Annotated in this window: 20 protein-coding genes; 1 reads left to right on the top strand and 19 read right to left on the bottom strand. The window is 31.5% G+C overall.

The features are described 5' to 3' along the window. Positions 1–29 precede the first annotated feature (29 nt). The 9 genes from CLAU_RS18805 to CLAU_RS18765 form a co-directional block, all read right to left on the bottom strand. Entirely contained in the window at positions 30–989 is a 960-nt protein-coding gene (locus CLAU_RS18805) for an RluA family pseudouridine synthase (protein WP_013238395.1), read from the bottom strand. A gap of 319 nt (positions 990–1,308) precedes the next feature. Beyond that, positions 1,309–2,481 carry a M20 metallopeptidase family protein gene (locus CLAU_RS18800; RefSeq protein WP_013238394.1) on the bottom strand — a complete coding sequence of 391 codons (1,173 nt, stop codon included), beginning with the start codon at positions 2,479–2,481 and terminating at the stop codon, positions 1,309–1,311. A 29-nt stretch (positions 2,482–2,510) separates the two neighbouring features. Further along, entirely contained in the window at positions 2,511–4,616 is a 2,106-nt protein-coding gene (locus tag CLAU_RS18795) for a cell division protein FtsA (protein ID WP_013238393.1), read from the bottom strand. Between the two features lie 91 nt (positions 4,617–4,707). Then, positions 4,708–5,877: a sensor histidine kinase gene (locus tag CLAU_RS18790; protein WP_013238392.1), complete on the bottom strand. Its 1,170-nt coding sequence runs from the start codon at positions 5,875–5,877 to the stop codon at positions 4,708–4,710. Further along, on the bottom strand, positions 5,870–6,553 hold the full coding sequence (locus CLAU_RS18785) for a response regulator transcription factor (RefSeq protein WP_013238391.1): 684 nt from the start codon (positions 6,551–6,553) through the stop codon (positions 5,870–5,872). The genes CLAU_RS18790 and CLAU_RS18785 overlap by 8 nt, the downstream gene beginning before the upstream one ends. 122 nt (positions 6,554–6,675) lie before the next feature. Then, a complete protein-coding gene (locus CLAU_RS18780) occupies positions 6,676–7,137 on the bottom strand; it encodes a DUF4342 domain-containing protein (RefSeq protein ID WP_013238390.1) in 462 nt (153 codons plus the stop codon). 145 nt (positions 7,138–7,282) lie between these two features. Then, positions 7,283–7,843: a hypothetical protein gene (locus CLAU_RS18775; protein WP_023163435.1), complete on the bottom strand. Its 561-nt coding sequence runs from the start codon at positions 7,841–7,843 to the stop codon at positions 7,283–7,285. Between the two features lie 352 nt (positions 7,844–8,195). Continuing rightward, complete coding sequence (locus CLAU_RS18770) at positions 8,196–9,569, bottom strand: [FeFe] hydrogenase, group A (RefSeq protein ID WP_023163434.1); 1,374 nt, start codon at positions 9,567–9,569, stop codon at positions 8,196–8,198. Between the two features lie 35 nt (positions 9,570–9,604). Continuing rightward, positions 9,605–10,186: a 4Fe-4S dicluster domain-containing protein gene (locus CLAU_RS18765; RefSeq protein WP_013238387.1), complete on the bottom strand. Its 582-nt coding sequence runs from the start codon at positions 10,184–10,186 to the stop codon at positions 9,605–9,607. 453 nt (positions 10,187–10,639) lie between these two features. Here CLAU_RS18765 and CLAU_RS18760 point away from each other — a divergent pair, with 453 nt between their 5' ends. Further along, on the top strand, positions 10,640–11,242 hold the full coding sequence (locus tag CLAU_RS18760) for a MerR family transcriptional regulator (RefSeq protein WP_013238386.1): 603 nt from the start codon (positions 10,640–10,642) through the stop codon (positions 11,240–11,242). Positions 11,243–11,323: 81 nt separating this feature from the next. On the opposite strand, the gene CLAU_RS18755 is transcribed toward CLAU_RS18760, so the two are convergent. The 10 genes from CLAU_RS18755 to CLAU_RS18710 all read right to left on the bottom strand — a co-directional run bounded on the left by CLAU_RS18755 (position 11,324) and on the right by CLAU_RS18710 (position 19,580). After that, complete coding sequence (locus CLAU_RS18755; RefSeq protein WP_013238385.1) at positions 11,324–12,415, bottom strand: ABC transporter substrate-binding protein; 1,092 nt, start codon at positions 12,413–12,415, stop codon at positions 11,324–11,326. 80 nt (positions 12,416–12,495) lie between these two features. Beyond that, complete coding sequence (locus CLAU_RS18750; RefSeq protein ID WP_013238384.1) at positions 12,496–13,290, bottom strand: DUF364 domain-containing protein; 795 nt, start codon at positions 13,288–13,290, stop codon at positions 12,496–12,498. 41 nt (positions 13,291–13,331) lie between these two features. Then, entirely contained in the window at positions 13,332–14,081 is a 750-nt protein-coding gene (locus CLAU_RS18745; RefSeq protein WP_013238383.1) for a DUF364 domain-containing protein, read from the bottom strand. 21 nt (positions 14,082–14,102) lie between these two features. Continuing rightward, on the bottom strand, positions 14,103–15,125 hold the full coding sequence (locus CLAU_RS18740; protein WP_013238382.1) for an ATP-binding cassette domain-containing protein: 1,023 nt from the start codon (positions 15,123–15,125) through the stop codon (positions 14,103–14,105). Then, positions 15,125–15,820, bottom strand: coding sequence for a GTP-binding protein (locus tag CLAU_RS18735; RefSeq protein ID WP_013238381.1), 696 nt, complete (start codon positions 15,818–15,820; stop codon positions 15,125–15,127). The genes CLAU_RS18740 and CLAU_RS18735 overlap by 1 nt, the downstream gene beginning before the upstream one ends. 40 nt (positions 15,821–15,860) lie before the next feature. After that, entirely contained in the window at positions 15,861–16,955 is a 1,095-nt protein-coding gene (locus tag CLAU_RS18730; protein ID WP_013238380.1) for an ABC transporter substrate-binding protein, read from the bottom strand. Positions 16,956–17,001: 46 nt separating this feature from the next. Continuing rightward, positions 17,002–17,202 carry an ABC transporter substrate-binding protein gene (locus CLAU_RS21530; RefSeq protein WP_023163433.1) on the bottom strand — a complete coding sequence of 67 codons (201 nt, stop codon included), beginning with the start codon at positions 17,200–17,202 and terminating at the stop codon, positions 17,002–17,004. Beyond that, positions 17,199–17,435 (bottom strand): hypothetical protein, encoded by a 237-nt coding sequence (locus tag CLAU_RS18720; RefSeq protein WP_013238379.1) that lies wholly within the window; start codon positions 17,433–17,435, stop codon positions 17,199–17,201. Before CLAU_RS18720 ends, CLAU_RS21530 begins: the two co-directional genes overlap by 4 nt. 26 nt (positions 17,436–17,461) lie before the next feature. Then, positions 17,462–18,574, bottom strand: coding sequence for an ABC transporter substrate-binding protein (locus tag CLAU_RS18715; protein ID WP_013238378.1), 1,113 nt, complete (start codon positions 18,572–18,574; stop codon positions 17,462–17,464). Next, positions 18,564–19,580, bottom strand: a complete 1,017-nt coding sequence (locus tag CLAU_RS18710) for an ABC transporter substrate-binding protein (RefSeq protein WP_013238377.1) — start codon at positions 19,578–19,580, stop codon at positions 18,564–18,566. The genes CLAU_RS18715 and CLAU_RS18710 overlap by 11 nt, the downstream gene beginning before the upstream one ends. Positions 19,581–19,744 lie beyond the last annotated feature (164 nt).

The raw sequence follows: 19,744 nt of genomic DNA, 5'->3' as shown, positions 1-19,744 counted from the left end.
CTATCAAAAACTATTAATATCCTAAAATATTAGAATTTATTAAATATATCCTTTTTTATCTTCTTTAATATAGGTGGAAGTCCCTCTGTTATGGTCTTGTTTTCCATATAATTAAGTTCTTCAGGACAGCTCCTAAAGTTTAACTTATATGCATATAAGTATTGATAATCCAAACCATATTTATTATAGAAAAAACTATTTATATTTGAAACACCATATTTACTGTCTCCTACTATTGCATTTCCTAAATATGCTAGGTGAGCCCTCAACTGATGACTTCTACCCGTAATTAGCTCAAGTTGTATCAGTGAATATATGCCGCAGGTGTTAACATTTTTTACTCTCATAGATATCTTTTTTGAATCTTTTTCCGGTGTATTGCTTACACTGGATTTGTTATTTGTTCTATCTTTTTTTATGTAACCTTCATAAACTCCATCTTTTATTTTTCCAATTACAAGAGCTATATAATACTTCTTTATGCTTCTTTCCCTTATCATCTCATTCAATAACTTCAATGATTCATAATTTTTTCCATAAATAACTATACCAGAAGTATTCCTGTCTAATCTATTACAAGGTGATGGAGTAAAAGTAACCTCTTCTTCTGGATTAAACTCTCCCCTATCATACAAATGTGAAAGTACATAATCAGTTAAAGTAGCATCCTTGGAATTTTTATCTGAATGCACCAAAACCCCAGGCCATTTTTCTACCAAAAGCATATTTTTGTCTTCATAAATTATCTTTAAGAAAGCGTTGTCTATTCTTTCAAATTTAGATTTCGTTTCCTTAGAAGTTATGTATTCTGCATTTACTATATCTCCTTCCAAAAGGAAATATTTTTCTTTAGCCTTTTTTCCATTTACTTTAATATCACCTTTTCTTATAGCTCTATATATACCACTAAGTGGCACATCCCGAAGCCATTTTCTTGAAAATTTATCTAATCTTTGACCAGCTTCGTTCTTTCCTATCTCCAATTTCATATCAATCTCTCCTAAGTCTTAAAATTAACAACTCTCTTATATATCTGCAATTAGTAATTTAAAATTTCTATATTGCAAAGTTTTTAAAAAGTTTAAAGTTCTTTGCTATTTATCAAATTGTATTATTTACAATTTAATCTGGACAACACCTAATTATATACTACTATTATTAACTAAATCAATAAATAGAAATATAATTTTTAACTTAGGTATTTGAAAGAAAATACCTTACATACTTATACTTGTTTTTCTACATAAAAAATATACTTAAAGTTTATACCCATTACAATAAAAACTCTAAGTACATTTAAATACTGTACTATCTTAAAAAATCATAAGCTGCCTTGCACTGTATGGCAACTCCGATAGGAAGACAATCTTCATCTACGTCAAATAAATTTCCATGGGCAGGATGTATTATTTGTTTTTCTTCATTTCTGCATCCTAAATAATAAAAGGCAGAAGGTCTTTCCATAGAAAAATAAGCAAAACTTTCTACGCCCATGCTTGGCTTCTCAAGTATCTTTACTTTATCTTTACCTATAACATCATATGCTGCATTTAAAATATCCTGTGCTGCCCTATTGTCATTATAAAGGCAAGGATAACTCTCCTGTATGTCTATTTCACATTTTCCCCTAAAAGAATTAACTACTCCATTTGTTATTTCACAAAGCCTTTTCTTTACGTATTCCCTATGCTCTGTCTTCATAGTTCTTATAATACCTGATATTGTGACTTCATCTGGTATTATATTTTGGGCCGTACCTCCATGAATTGATCCTATAGTTATTACTCCTGCATCTGTAGGAGGAAGTTCCCTACTTACAATTTCCTGAAGTGCTATTACTACATGGCTTGCTATTACAACGGGATCAATTCCCATATGAGGTCTTGCTCCATGAGATCCAACTCCTTTAATTTTTATGTCAAAAGGATTAGAAGCCGCATTCACTACTCCAAGTTTAAGTCCTATATTCCCCACTTCTATATTTTCCTCTACATGGAGTCCTATTACTCTATCAACCTTTGGATCTTCAAGTACTCCATCTTCTATCATCAACTTAGCTCCACCTGTAGTTTCTTCTGCAGGTTCAAAAAACAATTTTACATTTCCCCTTAATTCATCTTTTATAGAGTTTAGGATTTTAGCAGCTCCAAGAAGTATAGTTGTGTGTGCGTCATGGCCACAGGCATGCATTTTTCCCTTAACCTCTGAAGAATAGTCACAAACTTTTTTATCTTCTAAAGGAAGTGCATCCATATCAGCTCTTATTCCTATAGTTTTAGTACCTTTTCCTCTTATTATTGCACATATTCCTGTACGGGCCGTGTCCTTATGCTCTATGCCCCATTTATTTAAAAATTGTTTTACTTTGCCAGAAGTTCTTTCTAAATCATATCCAAGTTCTGGATGCCTATGAAAATCCCTTCTCGTTTCAATCAATTCTTGTTTCATAGATTCTGCCATTTTCAAAAAGTTTCTCTGCATATTTGTTCCTCCAATATTAGTATCAATACTTATTCCCACCCTAATTCTATTATGTCTCCTTCAGACAACTTATCATAATAACCTGCATTGTTTCCATTTAAATGCAAATACAGCTTTCCTTTAATTTTTGTTAGATCAAATTCTATGTGATTAAATATGTCCACAAATATATAATCCTTTTTCCCCGTAAGTACTACAGTTTTTCCATTTGCAACTACAGTTATTTCATTTGTATCCTTACTTTTTTCATCCAAAGTAGATTTGTGTAATTCATCCTCTTTATCTTTTCTTATATCTTCTTCCTTTGGCGCCGTTTCCAAAGCCACTTCTTCTGAACTTAAATTTTCCTGTCTTTCTTCTTTAGAATTCTTTTCTTTTCCATCTTCTACTTTAGTTATTCTATAAATTCTGTCCCCTTCATTTATAATATATTTTTTGTCTAATTTGTTTCCATCTAAATAATATACAAATTCCTCTCCACTGTCAGTCGAAAAATATTTTTCATAGTCAGAAATGGTTTCTGGTAAGATTATATTTACATTATCTCCTTCATTTATGGTACTATCCAATTTTACTCTATTTCCATTTATATATGCTGCAGGTTCTAAATTTTCTATTAAATCATTTATAAAAAAGCTCACAGAATAGGATTTTTGTATGTAGTCTATTACTTTAGGTACAGCATTTTTTCCATTAATTGCATACTTTATTTCTATGTCGTCTCCCTCTTTAATTTCCTCATCCATGCTTTTTTCAATTCCATTTACAGTTATTTTGGTATTGGAAGCTAAAGTACCAAAAGCTACTCTTTTTATACCATTTACTGTAAATCTTATATTTTTACCGTTTTTGCCTATTAATGATTTAGGATTTATTCCTGCTTGCAGCATTACATCCATTACAGTATGTCCATGAGAATTAAAAAGACTTATTACATTTCCATTTAACATTACATCAATAAATCCATGTCCTAGTCTTCTTATGGAAATAAGTGCAATACCTAAAACAGTAACCCCTGTACTTCCAAGAGAATTGTCAAGACATACACAATCCGTAACCGCTTCTCTTCCCTTTATGGCAATTCTTTGGAGAGGCATGTTCAACTTTTTAGCTAAGAATTCCTTCAGTTCCGGAGTATGAGCTCCTCCACCCACAAGAAAAATTGCATTAGGCGGTTTATCTCCATTTAACTCAACTATTTTATTTCCAATTTCATCTGCTATCTTATTAACAACAGGATTTATGAGCTTTATAACTTCTTCAGAAGATATTTTACTTTCTATGCCTAAAACATCTGTATACTTTATAGTTTCATTTTCATTACACTGTTTTTTTATCTTTTCTGCAGTGTTAAAATCGACTAAATAATTTTGTGCTATAACTTCGGTAACTTCATCCCCTGCCTGGGATACCATACCATAAGCACTTATAGTATCCTTACTACTTATTGCTATATCCGAAGTTCCTGCTCCTACATCAACTAGTGCTAAATTTAAGAGCCTTAGATTTTGTGGGACTGCAGCTTCCATAGCTGCAATAGGCTCTAAAGTCAAGCTTACTACCTGAAGGCCTACTTTTTCCATAACAGAATACAAACTGTCTACTACAGACCTTGGAAGAAAGGTTGCTATAGCTTCTACCGATATATTTTCTCCTTTATGTGCCAATAGATTACTTATAAGATAACCATTTAGATAATAGCTTTTCACACTATACCCTACACAATACAATCTTCCCTTTGTATTTTTAGTTACCTGCTTTTCCGCAGACTTCACCGCAGTTAACTCAAGACTCCTTATGGTATCCCTATCTATTTCCTTATCATAATCAATGTTCATATCCTCTTTTACAGATACAGTTCTTAAAAATCTTCCTGCTGCTGCTATTGCTGCATTTTCCAATTTCATGTTTAGGTCTTCTTCTATTTTTTTCTTTATAGCATTTACTGCATTTGCCACAAGACCTACATCATGTATCTGCCCATCAATCATTGCTCTTTCCTCATGCTCCACGCAATGTTCTGATACTATATTAAATTTTTTATCCTTCACTATTCCAGCAGTACCTATTACGGTTCTTGTACCTATATCTAGTGCAAATATTACATCCTGCGGATTAAAGTTAGTAATCTCCATAATATTTACCTCTTTTTCTGTAATCTAAAGGCCCATATTCCCAAAATATGAGCCTAATAAAATTATATAACAATACGACAAAACATTCAATTTATATTGGCAAAGTGATTTTTACTATAGTACCTATGTTTATTTCACTCCAAACATGAATTTTGCCATTATGTTTATCTATTATCCACTTTGAAATTGAAAGACCTAAGCCTGTACCTCCACTACTTTTAGTTCTAGATTTATCAGCTCTATAAAATCTATCAAATATATGAGGCAAGTCTTCCTTTGAAATTCCTGTACCATTATCTGCAATGGTTATTATAGCTTCCTTTTCTCTTTTATAAGAATCAATTTTTATGCCTTCACCTTTCTCGGTATATTTGATACTGTTGTCTATGAAAATTCTTATAGCTTCCTTTATGAGCTTTTTGTCAGCATTGATGCTAAATTCATCATTATGCTCATTTTCTATTTTATGGACATCATCAATTAATTTTGTCTCTTTTACTATTTCATCTATCAGCTCATTCATCATGAAATTTTCTTTCTCAACTTTTTGAGTATTTTTATCTCCTCTTGCAAGAAATAAAAGTTTCTCTATCAAGTCTTTCATGCTTTTAGATTCACTTTTTATAGCATCAATGGATTCTTCAAGTACATCTTTATCATCTTTTCCCCAGCGGTCTAACATATTAGCATATCCTTGGATTACTGAAATAGGTGTTCTCAGTTCATGTGATGCGTCAGAAACAAATTGATTTTGTTTCTCTATAGAACTTTGAATTCTGTCCATCATATCATTAAAAGTTTTTGCTAAATCCTTAAGTTCATTTTTTGATCCCTTAATATCAAGTCTTTTATCCAGGGCGTTAATTGATATCTTTTTCACTGTATCTGCCATAGTATACACAGGAGATAAAAATTTTTTACTGGCCTTTGAACCAATTATTATGATTATAATTAATCCTATAATATTCCATACTGCTAAAATTTCTAAAAGAACTACTATATAATTATCCTTTCTACTATTTTGCATATAGTAGTTAAAGCTTCCAATTATACCTAAAGTAATGAAGAAAAAAATTATCACAAAGGTGAATACATAGGTTACTGTTATCTTAAAGCTAATGGAAAATCTAAGTTTGTTTTCTATACTTTCAACTGCCCTGCTTAAATATTTAGGTAAAATCTTCAAAGCACGCTCTAATAGTAAAAACAAAATCTTTATAATTTTAACTATTATTCTAAATATAAGCTTAATCTTACTCATCCTTTAATTGATACCCCACTCCTCGAACGGTATAAATAAATTTGTGATTAAATCTATCATCTATTTTACTTCTCAAATAACGAATATAGACGTCTACTACATTAGTATCCCCTGTATAATCATATCCCCATACTTTTTCAAGAATGTTTTCCCTTGAAAGTACTATATTTTTGTTTACCATTAAATATTTTAATAGATCAAATTCTGTTTTTGTCAGTTCTACTACTTCATCATCATATGTAGTAAGATATTTACTCACATTAAGTTTCAATTTACCTATTTCTATAATACCAGATTTATCTGGTGTAACCCTTTTATGCTTAAATGTAACACGAATACGTGCAAGAAGTTCTTCTATAGCAAATGGTTTTGTAATGTAATCATCTGCACCAATATCAAGTCCCATTACTTTATCCATTATTTCATCTTTTGCAGTAAGCATGATGACAGGAACTTCAGAGTTCTGCCTTAACCTCCTTAGTACTTCCATTCCATTTAATGAAGGAAGCATTACATCAAGTATTATAAGATCAAAGTTTTCATTTAAAGCTTTTTCCAGTCCATCTCTTCCATCTACAGCTTTATCTACAATATATCCTTCATGTTGAAGTTCCAACTCAACAAACCTTGCAATTTTCACTTCATCTTCTACAATAAGAATTTTTTCACCAGCCATATTATCCTCCTGTACTTTTTTAATTTTATTATACCTTTTTTATTACTCACAATCCTTATAATAAGCTAAATTCTATGCAAAAATAGAACCTGCTTTATGAAAAATCATAAGCAGGTTTCATTTTATGCATTCTTAATCTCTTCTGTTATTTTATATTTGGCATTGTTCATAGCTTCAGTAACTTTATCTATTTTACTATTAATACTGCATTCTTCTCCACTTTCTTTATGAAATCTTATCTTACAACTTGTAATTAAAGCAATTACTACAACAGCTATTGCAACAGGAAATGCAAATATACAAAGTAAAACTGCCAGAGTAGAAGGCAAATTTAAAATTGTTTTATCATCTTTAGATATTACAAATCTTACCTTGTTAGCCTTTAAAATAATATTTTTAATTTTTTTAATAAAAGGTGATCCCTTTATGCTTTCATGCTCCGGTTTGATTTTATTCTGTTCCTCTAAATACAAAAGTGCTTCCAGCAAATCACCATTACATTTTTCAAGTGCCTCTTTGGCCTCCTTATAGCTTACATTTGCTCTTTTTCTTAATGAATCAATTTGTTCAATTGAAATTGTCATCTTAATTCCTCCCTATAACTATTTTTTAATAATGAATTTTCTCTATGCCTATATACTACTGGGGAATAATTAGAAGACAATTAGTTAAAGATTAGAATTTCATTAGAAATCAGTTACATAGAATTTTTTATGTAATTAAATTTGATCAATTAATTATATTCTCTATTTCTTTTATTACTTTTTCAAAATCATTATTAAAACTATTTTCTATAGTTATGTCAGCTTGATCTATAACTTCACTTGCTGACTTTTTCATTTGACTATCTTTTGAATTTTTTATCATAATAAAGACGCCTGGATTAACAACTTTTCGTAAGCTATTTGATTCACATATTATAAGAGCATTTTCAGGCATTTTAGCAATAAATGCATTAAACCCTTCGTATATATTATTCTTTAATGCTTTTAGCCAGTAAACATTCTCTGCACCAGCAGCTAATAGTAAAGATGTATCCTTATTATTGTCTGAATTTAACTCTTTCGTTATCTCAAAGTTTCCTTTTAAGCTTGAACATGCCCCACAACCTTCTCCTCCGCGTATGCATTTCCCATTTTTGTCCTGGATAGTTGTCACTTTTAGTGCTACCACCGGTCTACTTAATTTATATTTATTTATTATTGAAACAGCAAGAGTAGTTTTTCCACTGTTTCTAGCAGTTGAACCAATTAAAATCATATTGGGGACATTATATTTTTTAGTTTCCATTTTACTTCTCCTCTTCTGATATAGCTATTTACTCAATTTACGCACATATAAAATTTTGACTTAATATAAAAATATTGCGAAGCAATTTTCTTAAAGAACAAAGTTCAAAGTTCAAATATCAAATAAGGATAACTTTCTTCCTAATGTCAGAAAATATTAAAATTATAGATTTCCTGAGTTACGAAGAAAATCATCTTTATCTATTCTTTGTTATTTGAACTTTGTTATTTTCAAAAGCTTTGCTTCGCAAGTTTTTTAACTGCGAAAATTGAGTTACTTATTAATAGTATAATCTTAATTATGTTTTGTAACAAACTAAAAAATTCCCCATACAATAAGGTATTTAATATACTTACCTCCTTGGCGTATACGTAGTATGAAGCAAATGATGAATATTATCTTCTACCAAGAATTCTTTATAAATTTTCTGTATTTCAGGATTATCATGTGATTTTCTATATTCCATATTTTCATCATGTACATACGTACTGCATGTACGATTAGTATACGAATCAGCTTTTTCATCAGGTATCAATACCTTAGGTTGTCCGCCCCCGCTAACACATCCAACTGGACAGGTCATCACTTCAATGAAATGGAAATCTGCTTTCCCAGTTTTAATTGCTTCCAAAACTGGTACAACATTTTTCAGACCAGCAACTACTGCTACTTTTAGTGTTAAATCTCCTACTTTAATTTCTGAACTTCTTGCGCCTTCGCCTCCTCTTATGAATTTGAGATCGACATCTGGAATCTCTTCTTTAGTAATCAATTTATATGCCGTACGCAGGGCAGCTTCCATAACACCACCAGTAGCACAGAAAATAGTGCCTGCACCAGAATAAGTTCCAAGTGGCTTGTCAAATTCTTTTTCAGGTAAACCATTAAAATCAATGCCATCATCCTTGATTAATTGTGCAAGTTCCCGTGTGGTAATTACAGCATCTACATCCTGATATCCACTGTCTTTCATTTCAGGACGTTCACATTCAAATTTTTTGCAAATACAAGGCATAACTGAAACACTATAAATCTTGCCAGCATCTACACCATCAACCTGTGCACCATATGTTTTAAGCAGAGCACCTTCCATTTGCTGCGGAGATTTACAAGAAGACAGATGTGGAATAAGTTCCGGATAATCCTGCTCAATAAATTTTACCCAAGCAGGACAACATGAAGTGAACATTGGCAGTACTCCACCTTCAGTAACCCTTTTAATAAGTTCACTGCCTTCCTCCATAATAGTTAGATCAGCAGCAAAATTAGTATCATAAATTCGATCAAAACCTAACTCTCTTAGCGCAGCTGCCATTTTCCCTGGTGTTAAACTTCCAAGTGGCATACCAAATTCTTCGGCAATAGCCACACGTACTGCTGGTGCGCATTGAACCATAGTAAAAAGTTTAGAATTTGCTAAGGCCTCTTTTACTGCTGGAGCATCTCCTCTATAGTAGGATGCAAATAAGGGCTCTTTAACAGATGGAAGCATATTACGCTCTTTTATCTTTTCCTTATGAGGAGTAATATCTTCATCAAATGCAGATGCATAAGCACTGCAAATTTGTACACACTGACCACACAAAACACAGCGTTCAGTATTAATTGTTTGAGGTTGTCCCTTCTCACCTTCTATAGCATCTACAGGACAAATATCTGCACATCGTCTACATCCTGTACACAACTCTTTATCAATTTTGACAATACCTTCACTTTTAACTGTCAAAACAATCGCCTCCTAGCTTATTTTAGATTAAATTTCTAATCAAAAACACCTTTTACTGCATCCCAAAGATTATCAACTGCCTCTATATTTCGTTTCTTTTTTACTTGTTTTGGTACAATAAGTTCCAACGCTTTCTCTGGACATGCCCTAACACAAGCTGGACCATCAGGCTGATCAATACACAAATCACATTTATGTGCCACAATTACTTCTTTTTTTACTAAACCATTATCCGTTTCAGACATAAGCACATTCTGAGTAACTAGTTGACCATCTTTATACTTAGGTACAAGATCCATTGCACCAAACGGACAAGCCATTATACAAGTTTTACATCCTATACAAGCTTCGGTATCAACCACAATCTTATTGTCAAGCTGACTAATAGCCCTTACCGGACAAACATTGGCACAAGGAGCATCTTCACACTGTCGACATTGAATAGGCACAGTTACTTCAGCTGTTTTAACAAGAAAAAGCCGCGGCATAATTGGAGTTTCTACTGTTCCCACTGTCTTCCCGTCATTATCAGAATGTGAAGCAGCACAGGCAAGTTCGCAAGCTTTACACCCTATACATTTATGGGCATCAGCTATTACAAAAGAGTTAAGTTTCATATTCAATTACCCCCTTATAAGTTATTTTAGACTTTAACATAATTCTAAGGATTTTATTTTTCTAGTCCCATAAGGACTAAAATTTATATGATAGGACTTCCTCACTTTTTATCTGATAACTGCCTACTGTAACACTCCCACTAAGTAAGATCCATTGATAAACAAAATTTTTGGCACCAAATAAAATTATCAAAGTATATATCAATAAAAATGAGAAAATCTCTATGTACCAACATTAAAAAATCAATTTTTAAATATAATTACTCTCTAATATAAAATATTGTAGTTAAGTAAAAAATATCCTTAAAATATTATATTATAGAGCAATTAAATAAAATAACCTTACAGAGTTTTCCCTAGTCAAGAACTTTATTTATATTAATGATTTTATATAAAAATCGTCTTGATAATATTTCCAATTAATTGTATAATATTGTAAAAGGAGTGATAACTATGGAAAACAAATCAATAAACATAAGCGATTTCAAAATAAATACTTACAAGACAAAAGATGTTGCAAAATTATTAAACACCAGCACTCAAACAATTAGAAATTACTGTCTTACTTTCAAAGACTATTTAAACTCCAATCATCACTGCAAATATAGAAATTTTACTGAAGATGATATTAACAAATTAAAGATGATTCAATACTTATCCAAGGAAAAGCATTATACAACACAACAAATTAAACAATATTTCTTAGATAATGATTCTTCCCTATTTAGTAATCAAAAAGATTTAGAATTTGCAGCACAAGCAATATCCAATTTGATAAAACCTGAAATAGAAACTATTATTAGACAATCTGTTTCAGATATTATGCAAAACAATACAAATATCATTAAAAGTGATATTGAAAAAAGCAGTTCTCTAATCAATGATAATTTATCTAAGATATTAAATGATAAAAATTCCCTATTTGATTCTATTACAAATACTAAAGAATTAGTTGAACAAATTCAAAATAATCAATCTGAATATATTAGCCGAAAGGAGAGAAAGAAACAAAAGAAACAAAAGTGGTTTAAATTATTTAGATTTTGTGAGGAGTAGATTTATCTTCTGCTCCTCGCCAACTTAATGATTCAAATGATTTTATCCATTTATCCAGCGTCTAATAAAATAATATATTAATTAATCAGGATTTTTATCATTTATAATTTTGCTTGCCTCTTCCTCTGTAAGATCATAATTCAGAAATGTCTTATAAAAGTTTCTAGTTTCTTTAACTATATCCAAATTTTTAAATTTATCAGGGTGAAGTGTCTTTGCTGCCCATTGTATCTGTAATGCTTCTTCTGCACCATACCTGTCCCACAAAAATGCTCCTGTTGGATTTATATAAACCTTCCTATTCTTAACAGCATTTATCTGGCTCCAAGTTGAATTTTGAGTTAACTGGTCTATATTCTTTATAGCACTTTTGGCATCAGTTAAAGTATTACTTCCAAGTATTATAACATCTGGATTCCATTTGAGTATTTGCTCTGTAGAAGTTACTTTCATATTACCAGTTATTTCAGATGCTGCATTTATTCCACCCGCTGCTTTTATCCATGAATCAATTATAGTATTCTTTCCATCTACCGTAAGTGGTGAAAAAGATATTATATGTAGTACTTTTGGTTTTTGTGAATCAGGTATCTTGGATGTTACATCTGTTACCATTTTCAATTTGCTATCTAAATAAGAAACATATTTGTCTGCTCTCTTTACTGAATCCCCTCCAAGAATTTCTCCTGTTAATTTAACAGTCTTTTTCATGCTGTCAAAGTCAGTAAAATTTAATTGTACTGTAGGAATTCCAAGTTCCTTTACCTTTCCTGCTGTCTTAGAATTTATCGGCATAAACAATATATCAGGTTTTGTCTTTAAAACTTCTTCTGTATTTACACTTTCATTTGTAAAATCAGTAACTGCACTTTTCATCTGTGGATTTACTTTATAAAGCCACGGAACAGATTGCGGAGTAGAAATTGTTGAAACTATCTTATTTCCAGCTCCAAGCATAGTTACCATTTCATTATGTGCCGGCCATGCATCGGCTATTTTATCAATTTTGGCAGGAACTTTCACTTTCTGCCCTGCAGCATCAGTTATAACTTTTTGCTGCGATTTTTCACTACTCTTTGTAGAATCTGTGCTACTTTGTCCACATCCTGCTAGCAAAAACACAGCTGCAAAAATAATTGCAATTAAATTTCTAACTCTTCTTATTTTTTTCATTATACTTTCACATCCTATCTTAATTTTTTATATCAATTAAACAGCTTTGCCTGTTTCAAATAACTTAATTTGATTATCTTTTAAATATCTTTCCTACTTAATCGAACTTCATCTCTCCATTGTACATTTTTATAATCTTCAAAACTTATGTTAACTCTTCTGGCACCACGTTTAAAAAACTTTGTTGGGTTGCCTTCTTGTATAACATCCCAGGCTCTTTCCTTTTCAAGAATAACTGTACCAGCTAATACATCAACCCCATAACTAAACAACATTTCAGTTATAGGAACACTTGGTCCAATTAATATTACATTTGCATTTTTACTCAATTCAAGAAGCCTTGGAAGAGTTTTATTTATAATAGTCGTTCCTGTTATAAAAACATAATCCTGATAAGGTAAAATATACTCACAGGCTGGATCAGGGTAATCTCCCCCATCAGGTTTTCTCTCTAATATTGACAGTTTACATATTCTTCTAAGTGCTTCTACTCTCGGGAAATGCCCTATTACTGTGACATTCTTTCCTATTATTTCTTCCTTTAACGATATAAATGAAGATTCATTAGGTTGTCCATTTAAATCACCGGGATAAATTTTAGAAACATTACTTTCAGTATTTATTACCGAATTTATTGCTGCCAATCCAAGTGCAGCCTCGTAATTATTCCAGGACTTTACATACCTAGCTATTTCACAAACCTTCATTCCTGCTATATGTTCAGGAATACTTACCTTACCATACACTTCTAAAGGTCTCATTGCCATGCCAATTCCCTCGGACTCCACTAAAAACCAATTTACTCCCATTAAACATCTTTTTATTTCTATATTTTCTGGTATTCTTGAAATAAGGTTATTATATATCTCCCACATAATTGCTCCCCCATTTTTACTGTCAACTTCCTTGTTTTATTTTATTTTACTTTGTCTTTAGGTATTTTAACCATGAGCGCCCCATTATTAAAAAATTCATGTCTACCGCCTTCTCTGATTAAATTCCATACTTTATTACGTTCTGTAACTACAGTCCCTGCAAGCATATTAATACCATACTTATATAAGCACTTAGTCATAGGTGTACTAGGTCCTACAACAGTAACGTAAGCATTTTTACTAAGCTGAAGAAGTCTCGGTAAGGTTTTATTTATTAAAGTAGTTCCTGTTATAAACACAAATTCCTGCTGGGGTAATAAATATTCACAGGATGGATCTGGGAAATCTCCCTTTTGTGGAATTCTTTCAAGTATAGAAAGTTCACATATCTCAGCTAAAGGTTCAAGATCTGGAAAATGTCCTATAACGGCTACCTTTTTTCCCTTTATTTTATCTTTCATGTATTCAAAGTCATTAATATTAGGCTGTTCACTTATCTTAATGCCACTAAATGTTTCTACATTGTAAGGAGTATTAATTACAGAATTAATTGCTGCTAACCCTAAAGCCGCTTCATAATTACTCCAAGATTTTATAAATTTTGCTACCTCACAGACTTTCATTCCAACCACATTACCCGCTATCTGCAAATAAGAATTTCCCTCTTTAGGTGTCATTGCCATACCTGTTCCAATAGATTCCACTAAAAACCAGTTTAATCCTGCTACAAAATCTTTTATAACTAAATCCTTAGGTATTAATTCTATTAACTCATCATATATCTCCCACATAATTGCTCCCCCATTTTTAATTTATAAATCACATAAATATTCATTTACATCAAAATCAATAACCTCTCCGCTGCGTATTGTATTTCTAAGTTTTGTCATTTTTATATCAAATTTTTTAAGCAACTGAAGATTTTTTCGTTCAGCATAATTAGTTTCAATTATTTTATTTATTCCTCCATTTTTTATAACAATTCTCTTATTGCCCATAAGAGCTAATATAGGATCATGAGTAGACATAAAAACTATTTTTTCCTTTTTCACTAGTAATTCTATTGCTTTTCCCCTATCAATACCTGCGTTTTCTATTTCGTCAATTAAAACTATAGGAGATATACTTAATAGTGCTGTATCCGCAACCATCAGTGACCTTGATTGACCTCCGCTCAATTGTGTAACAGGTACATCATAAGAAAACTTTTCACCGGCAAGTTCATTGGCACATTCAATTATTGCTTTAACCGTATCTTCTACTTTATGTATCATCCTGCTTTCTGCATGCATTGTAATGAATTCCTTAACCGTTAAATCCATTACAAAATTCATATTTTGAGAAAGCTGTACCACTAGCTTATTGTCCATAGAAAATCTTTTATCTATTTCAGGTACTTTCCCATTTATAAGTACCTGCCTACCCGTTTGAGTATCCTTCTGTGCAATACATTCAATATCCGCTAACAGTCTGCTTTTACCAGCTCCTGTAGGTCCAACTAAAGATATGATTTCGCCAGGCTTTACTGTGATATTTATATTTTCATTTTTTCCTGACTTGTCATGTCCTCCTATAATAGTTATATATTCAATGTGACTTTCTGATTTTAATTTTAACTCTTCCATTTTCTCAACAAACAATTGAAAATGGTTTAATATCTCTTCTCTATCAAGTCCGCAGTCATCAATAAATTCATCTGTAAGTGTTTCTACTATTTGTTCTAATGTGCACTCATTGTTATAATTTTTAATTCCAATTGATGTAAAAAAGTCTTCTATATATGAGTCTTCTTTTATTAAGTGTTTTATAGGAATTGATATAACTTTATCCTTCATTATATGGCATCCCCCAAATTCATTTTTTTTACATTTCCCTTTTCATAATCCTTGCCTATCTTCCTTTCACCTACACAATAAGGACAAAGTGCGGAGGGCATAGTGAACCTTAACATTTCTCCTTCTAAGTTATTTACTTCTGAAGCATTTTTTAAACTTTCACTTAAGTCATAAGCTCCCTGTCCCGTTATACCATTCACACAAAAAATTGAAGCTTTTGGATTAGATTGCTTTACCTTAAAATAAAACACCTCTCTTTCTGCTTGAGATACAATATCTCCTTTAGTTATAACTATAATGTCAGCTAATTTTAGCATAGGGCCCACTTTTTTAGGTGTATTTATTCCAGAGAGATTATCTATTACACATATGGCAAGGACACCTTTTATATGAGGCGAACATCTGTTACATAATCCTGCACTTTCGCTAATTAATAAATCCAAATTGTTTTTACATCCCCAACTTACACAATCATTAATATTACTTATATAGAAGTGATCAGGACATAAATTTCCAGAGAGTCCTACTTTCACTGGAATATCTGCTTTTTTATATAAAATATCATCAAATGTAGAAAGACAATCAAATTTTATTACACCTACATTTAGCTTTTTTAACTTCAAATACTGTATAGTTTTTAAAATTACGGATGTCTTTCCAGATGAAGGTGGACCTGAAACGGTAATTAATCTCATTTTTTTCACCTACTCCATAAATATACTTTTTAATACTTGTTTAAATTGGATTTTCACAATTTAGTATTTCTTTAACCTCATTATCCTTTAATTCATATTCAAAGAAATTTTTATAAAAATATTTTGTTTCTTTTCCAATATCAATATCTTGAAATTTTTGGGGATATATGTTCTTAGCCATCCATAATAATTGCAGTGCTGATTCTGTTCCAAGTCTTGCCCATGAAAAGACACCACTAGGACTTACAAATACTTTATTGTCTTTTACTGCCTTTAATTGGCTCCATGAAGGATTTTTTGCTACTTTACTTTTTTTAAGATTCCCATCTACTATTATCTCATCTGGATCCCACTTAAGCATTTGCTCCATGGAAACTTCTTTATATCCATCTACTTCATTCGCTGCTTCATTTATTGCTCCTACCATATTTATAGTTTCATTTTGAGGCATGTTTCTCCCCCATACTGAAATACTTTGATTTTGCACAGATAGATAAATTACCTTAGGTCTTTCATTTTCAGGTATTTTAGACGTTATAGAAGATACTCTACTTATATTTTTGTTAAAATAATCTTTATACTGTTCTGCTTTCTTATATTCATTTTCTCCTAGCACTTTACCTGTTATAACGACACTATTTATTATGTCTTCTATGCTATTATGTTTATAATCAATCATAACTACAGGTATACCTGCTTCTTTAACTTTTTGTACACTGTCGCCTTTACGTAAAAATGCTATATCTGGTTTAGACTTTACCAATTGTTCAATATTAGTTGTTTCTCCATTAAATGGGTAAGATATATTCTTAAGTTGTGGATACAATTTAATGGCCCAAGGATAGCTTTTCTTAATAGCAGGAGATGTTGCAACTATTTTATTATTTCTGCCACTAACTGTAAAAAGTGCATTACAAAATCCAGGCCAAGAAGTTGCCACTTTAGTAACCTTCACAGGAACCTTAACTGAATTTCCATCCATGTCTACAATAGTTTTAGTGCTTTGTGATTGTTTATTTGAGTTTACACTTGAAGACGAACTCTTATTTTCACAACCCGTAATACCTGTAACTAAAATCATGCATAAAACAACTAATAATATAATTAAATTGTTTGTTTTTAATTTTTTAAACATATTTATATCCTTCTCTCCTAATAGTCAAATACTTACTTTTCATTTCTTAAAGGGTATTTGAATTTATGCTGTTAATAAAAATAGAATTTAAATAATTCTTTAGTTTACACATATCATTGGATTTAATATAATTCCAACCAATCCACTTGAATTTTGCATTTTTAGGGAGTTCGTTATCTACACAAGGATTTAGTGACAGACAGCAGCCTTCTGCACATTCGCCTCCAAATTCTTTTCCTGTAATCAATATGACTTTATGTTTAATTTTCTAACTTTTAAGACTGTCTGGAGCATAGTCCTTTCTCCAAACTTATTTAGCAAATCATCTTGATTATTTAAATTAAATCCACATATTCTAAAAGTTACAAGTGTTCCTCCTGCCATTTCCACATACCATTCTGTATAGGAATTACGTCCATGACTTGTAAGTGCATCAGGTCCTCTCACATAATAAACCTTGGGTTTTTCTGATTCGGACAATTTCTAAAACACCTACCTCCATAAATTTATTGTTGATTATTAAGCAAAACATTAATATCACTATCAGTAAGGTTCACATGATAAAATTCTGAATAAAATTCTTTGGTAAGTTTATTTAAATCCATATCCTTGAATTTATCAGGATACAACATTTTAGCTGTCCATGGTATTCCTATTATTGTATTAATTCCTGGTGGTCTGTCAACCCAATTAAAAGGTTTTGTAGGTGTTAAATATATTCTATGTTCCTTTACAGCTTTTACATTTTGCCAGGAACTGTCAGAGTAAACACTTTTATAAAATTGAGGATTATTTGTTATAATAACGTCTGGATTCCACTGGAGTACCTTTTCTATTGAAACTTCTGAGGTGTTATTAATTCCAGTGCCCCTTGCAATATTTAGTCCTCCACAAAGATATATAAGTTGAGTGTGTTGATTGTTTTTTAAACTAGCATAATTGGTTTTAAAAGCTGATGGTCCTGAATCATAATCAGTTTGTAAGCCTTTAGGTCCTTCAGCATAATAGACCTTTACTTTCTGTTCATCTGGTATATTTGAAACTTTACTCTCTACTTCTTTCTTTACATTGTTATAAAAAGATATCAATTTGTCTGCCTTTTGCTTTGCTCCTAAAACCTTTCCCATAAATGTAATGTATGGGACAAAATTTTGAGTATCCAAATCATGTACAACTACCACAGGTATGTTTCCAAGTTTTTGCTGCCTCACCTTAGTTATAGAATTATTTTCAGAGTTATCCATAACTATATCTGGCTTCATGGATATATATGTCTCATAATTGATATCATTTTTCCCAGACCAAGAACCTACCATAGGAAGTTTTTGATATTTTTTGAGTATGTATTTTGCATTATCTGGTGAAAATTTCATATTCCAGCCTACCAACTTTTCAGGAGCAAGCATGTATACTGCTGTTGTAGTAGCAGGAGATACTGACAGTACCTTGTTTATATTAGCTGGAATTTTAACGTTTCTTTCTGCCATATCTGTAATACTTACTTTTTCTGTTTCACTGACTGCAGAACTTTTTTTATTTCCACATCCAAAAAACATAATTAGGACAAATACTATAGCCATAACAACTACTATAGCTCTTTTACTTATCCTACGTTTCATTTTTAAATCCCCCCTCAACCCTATTTTTTAATTTGTAGTACTGCATAATTTTATCTCTTACATGTTCTTTTACCTCATAAATGTCATTGCGCTTAATATACTCCCACCCTAACCACTTAAAAGACGCATTCTGGGGTAAATTATTATCTATTGCAGCATTTGCCGAAGGAAAATAATATGAAGCGCATTTTTGCCCATATTCACTCCCTGTAATAAAATTTATTATTTCCTTCAGTTCATTAATTTTTGACTTTTTTACAAGCATATATATAGGCTCTGCAATTGCTCCATCTTCAGGCCAAACTACAGAAACATACTCCTTTCTTGGACACACTTTAGCAAAAAACCATGAAAGCACATATATTGCAGCCCCTTCATTATTTAAAGTTCCTGCTACTTTAGACATTTTTGAAGCATGCCACCCTTCCTTTATGTTAGCTGCCAACATTTGAAGTCCTTTTTCAGCATAATCTTTATATATGTACAGAGGAAGGAGCTCTCCTATACCTTTTTGTGATCCTGAAACAATTATGTTATTTTTATATATAGGCTTTAAAAGATCACTCCATTTTTTCGGCATTGGAAGGTTACCCAATTTGTTCTTGTCTACAAGCATTACAAGCGGAAATACAGAATAAACTGAATAATTACCATCAGGGTCTTCTAGTCCTGCTCTTACAAAGTCCTCATTTGCATTTTTTTCTATTACTGATTTAAAATATCCCTTGTAAACAAATTTCTCTATGAAATCCTTTCTAAAAAAGTTTCCAAATGTAACAGAAGCTACAATGTCAGGAAAGTCTTCTATACTTTTTACCTTCCAGATATCATCATACTTATCACTTCCACCACATCCAACAGCTATATGGCACTTGAATGTTTTGCCTGTTAATCTTTTATATTCGTTAAGTTTCATTTGAAAGTTTCTTCTGAAGATTTGCTGCATAGGACATACAATATGAGCTAAAAAATTAGTTTTTCTTATGGATACGTCTTCTTCCAACATGTGTACTTCCTCCTTTCTGCATTCAAAAAATTTAATTTTGAATATTTTAGAGATTTAAACATTCTCGCAGCGATGTATCAACCTATTTTTATCATAATTTATATAAGCATTTTGATATAACAAAAGCACCTAGACGTTATATGGTCCAGGCGCTCTTGTTTGTT

Origin of the sequence: Clostridium autoethanogenum DSM 10061, from assembly GCF_001484725.1 — a bacterium.
GTDB classification, from domain to species: Bacteria; Bacillota; Clostridia; order Clostridiales; family Clostridiaceae; genus Clostridium_B; species Clostridium_B ljungdahlii.
The sequence above is the reverse complement of the archived record's forward strand: the minus strand, read 5'-3'. Positions and strand labels throughout refer to the sequence as shown.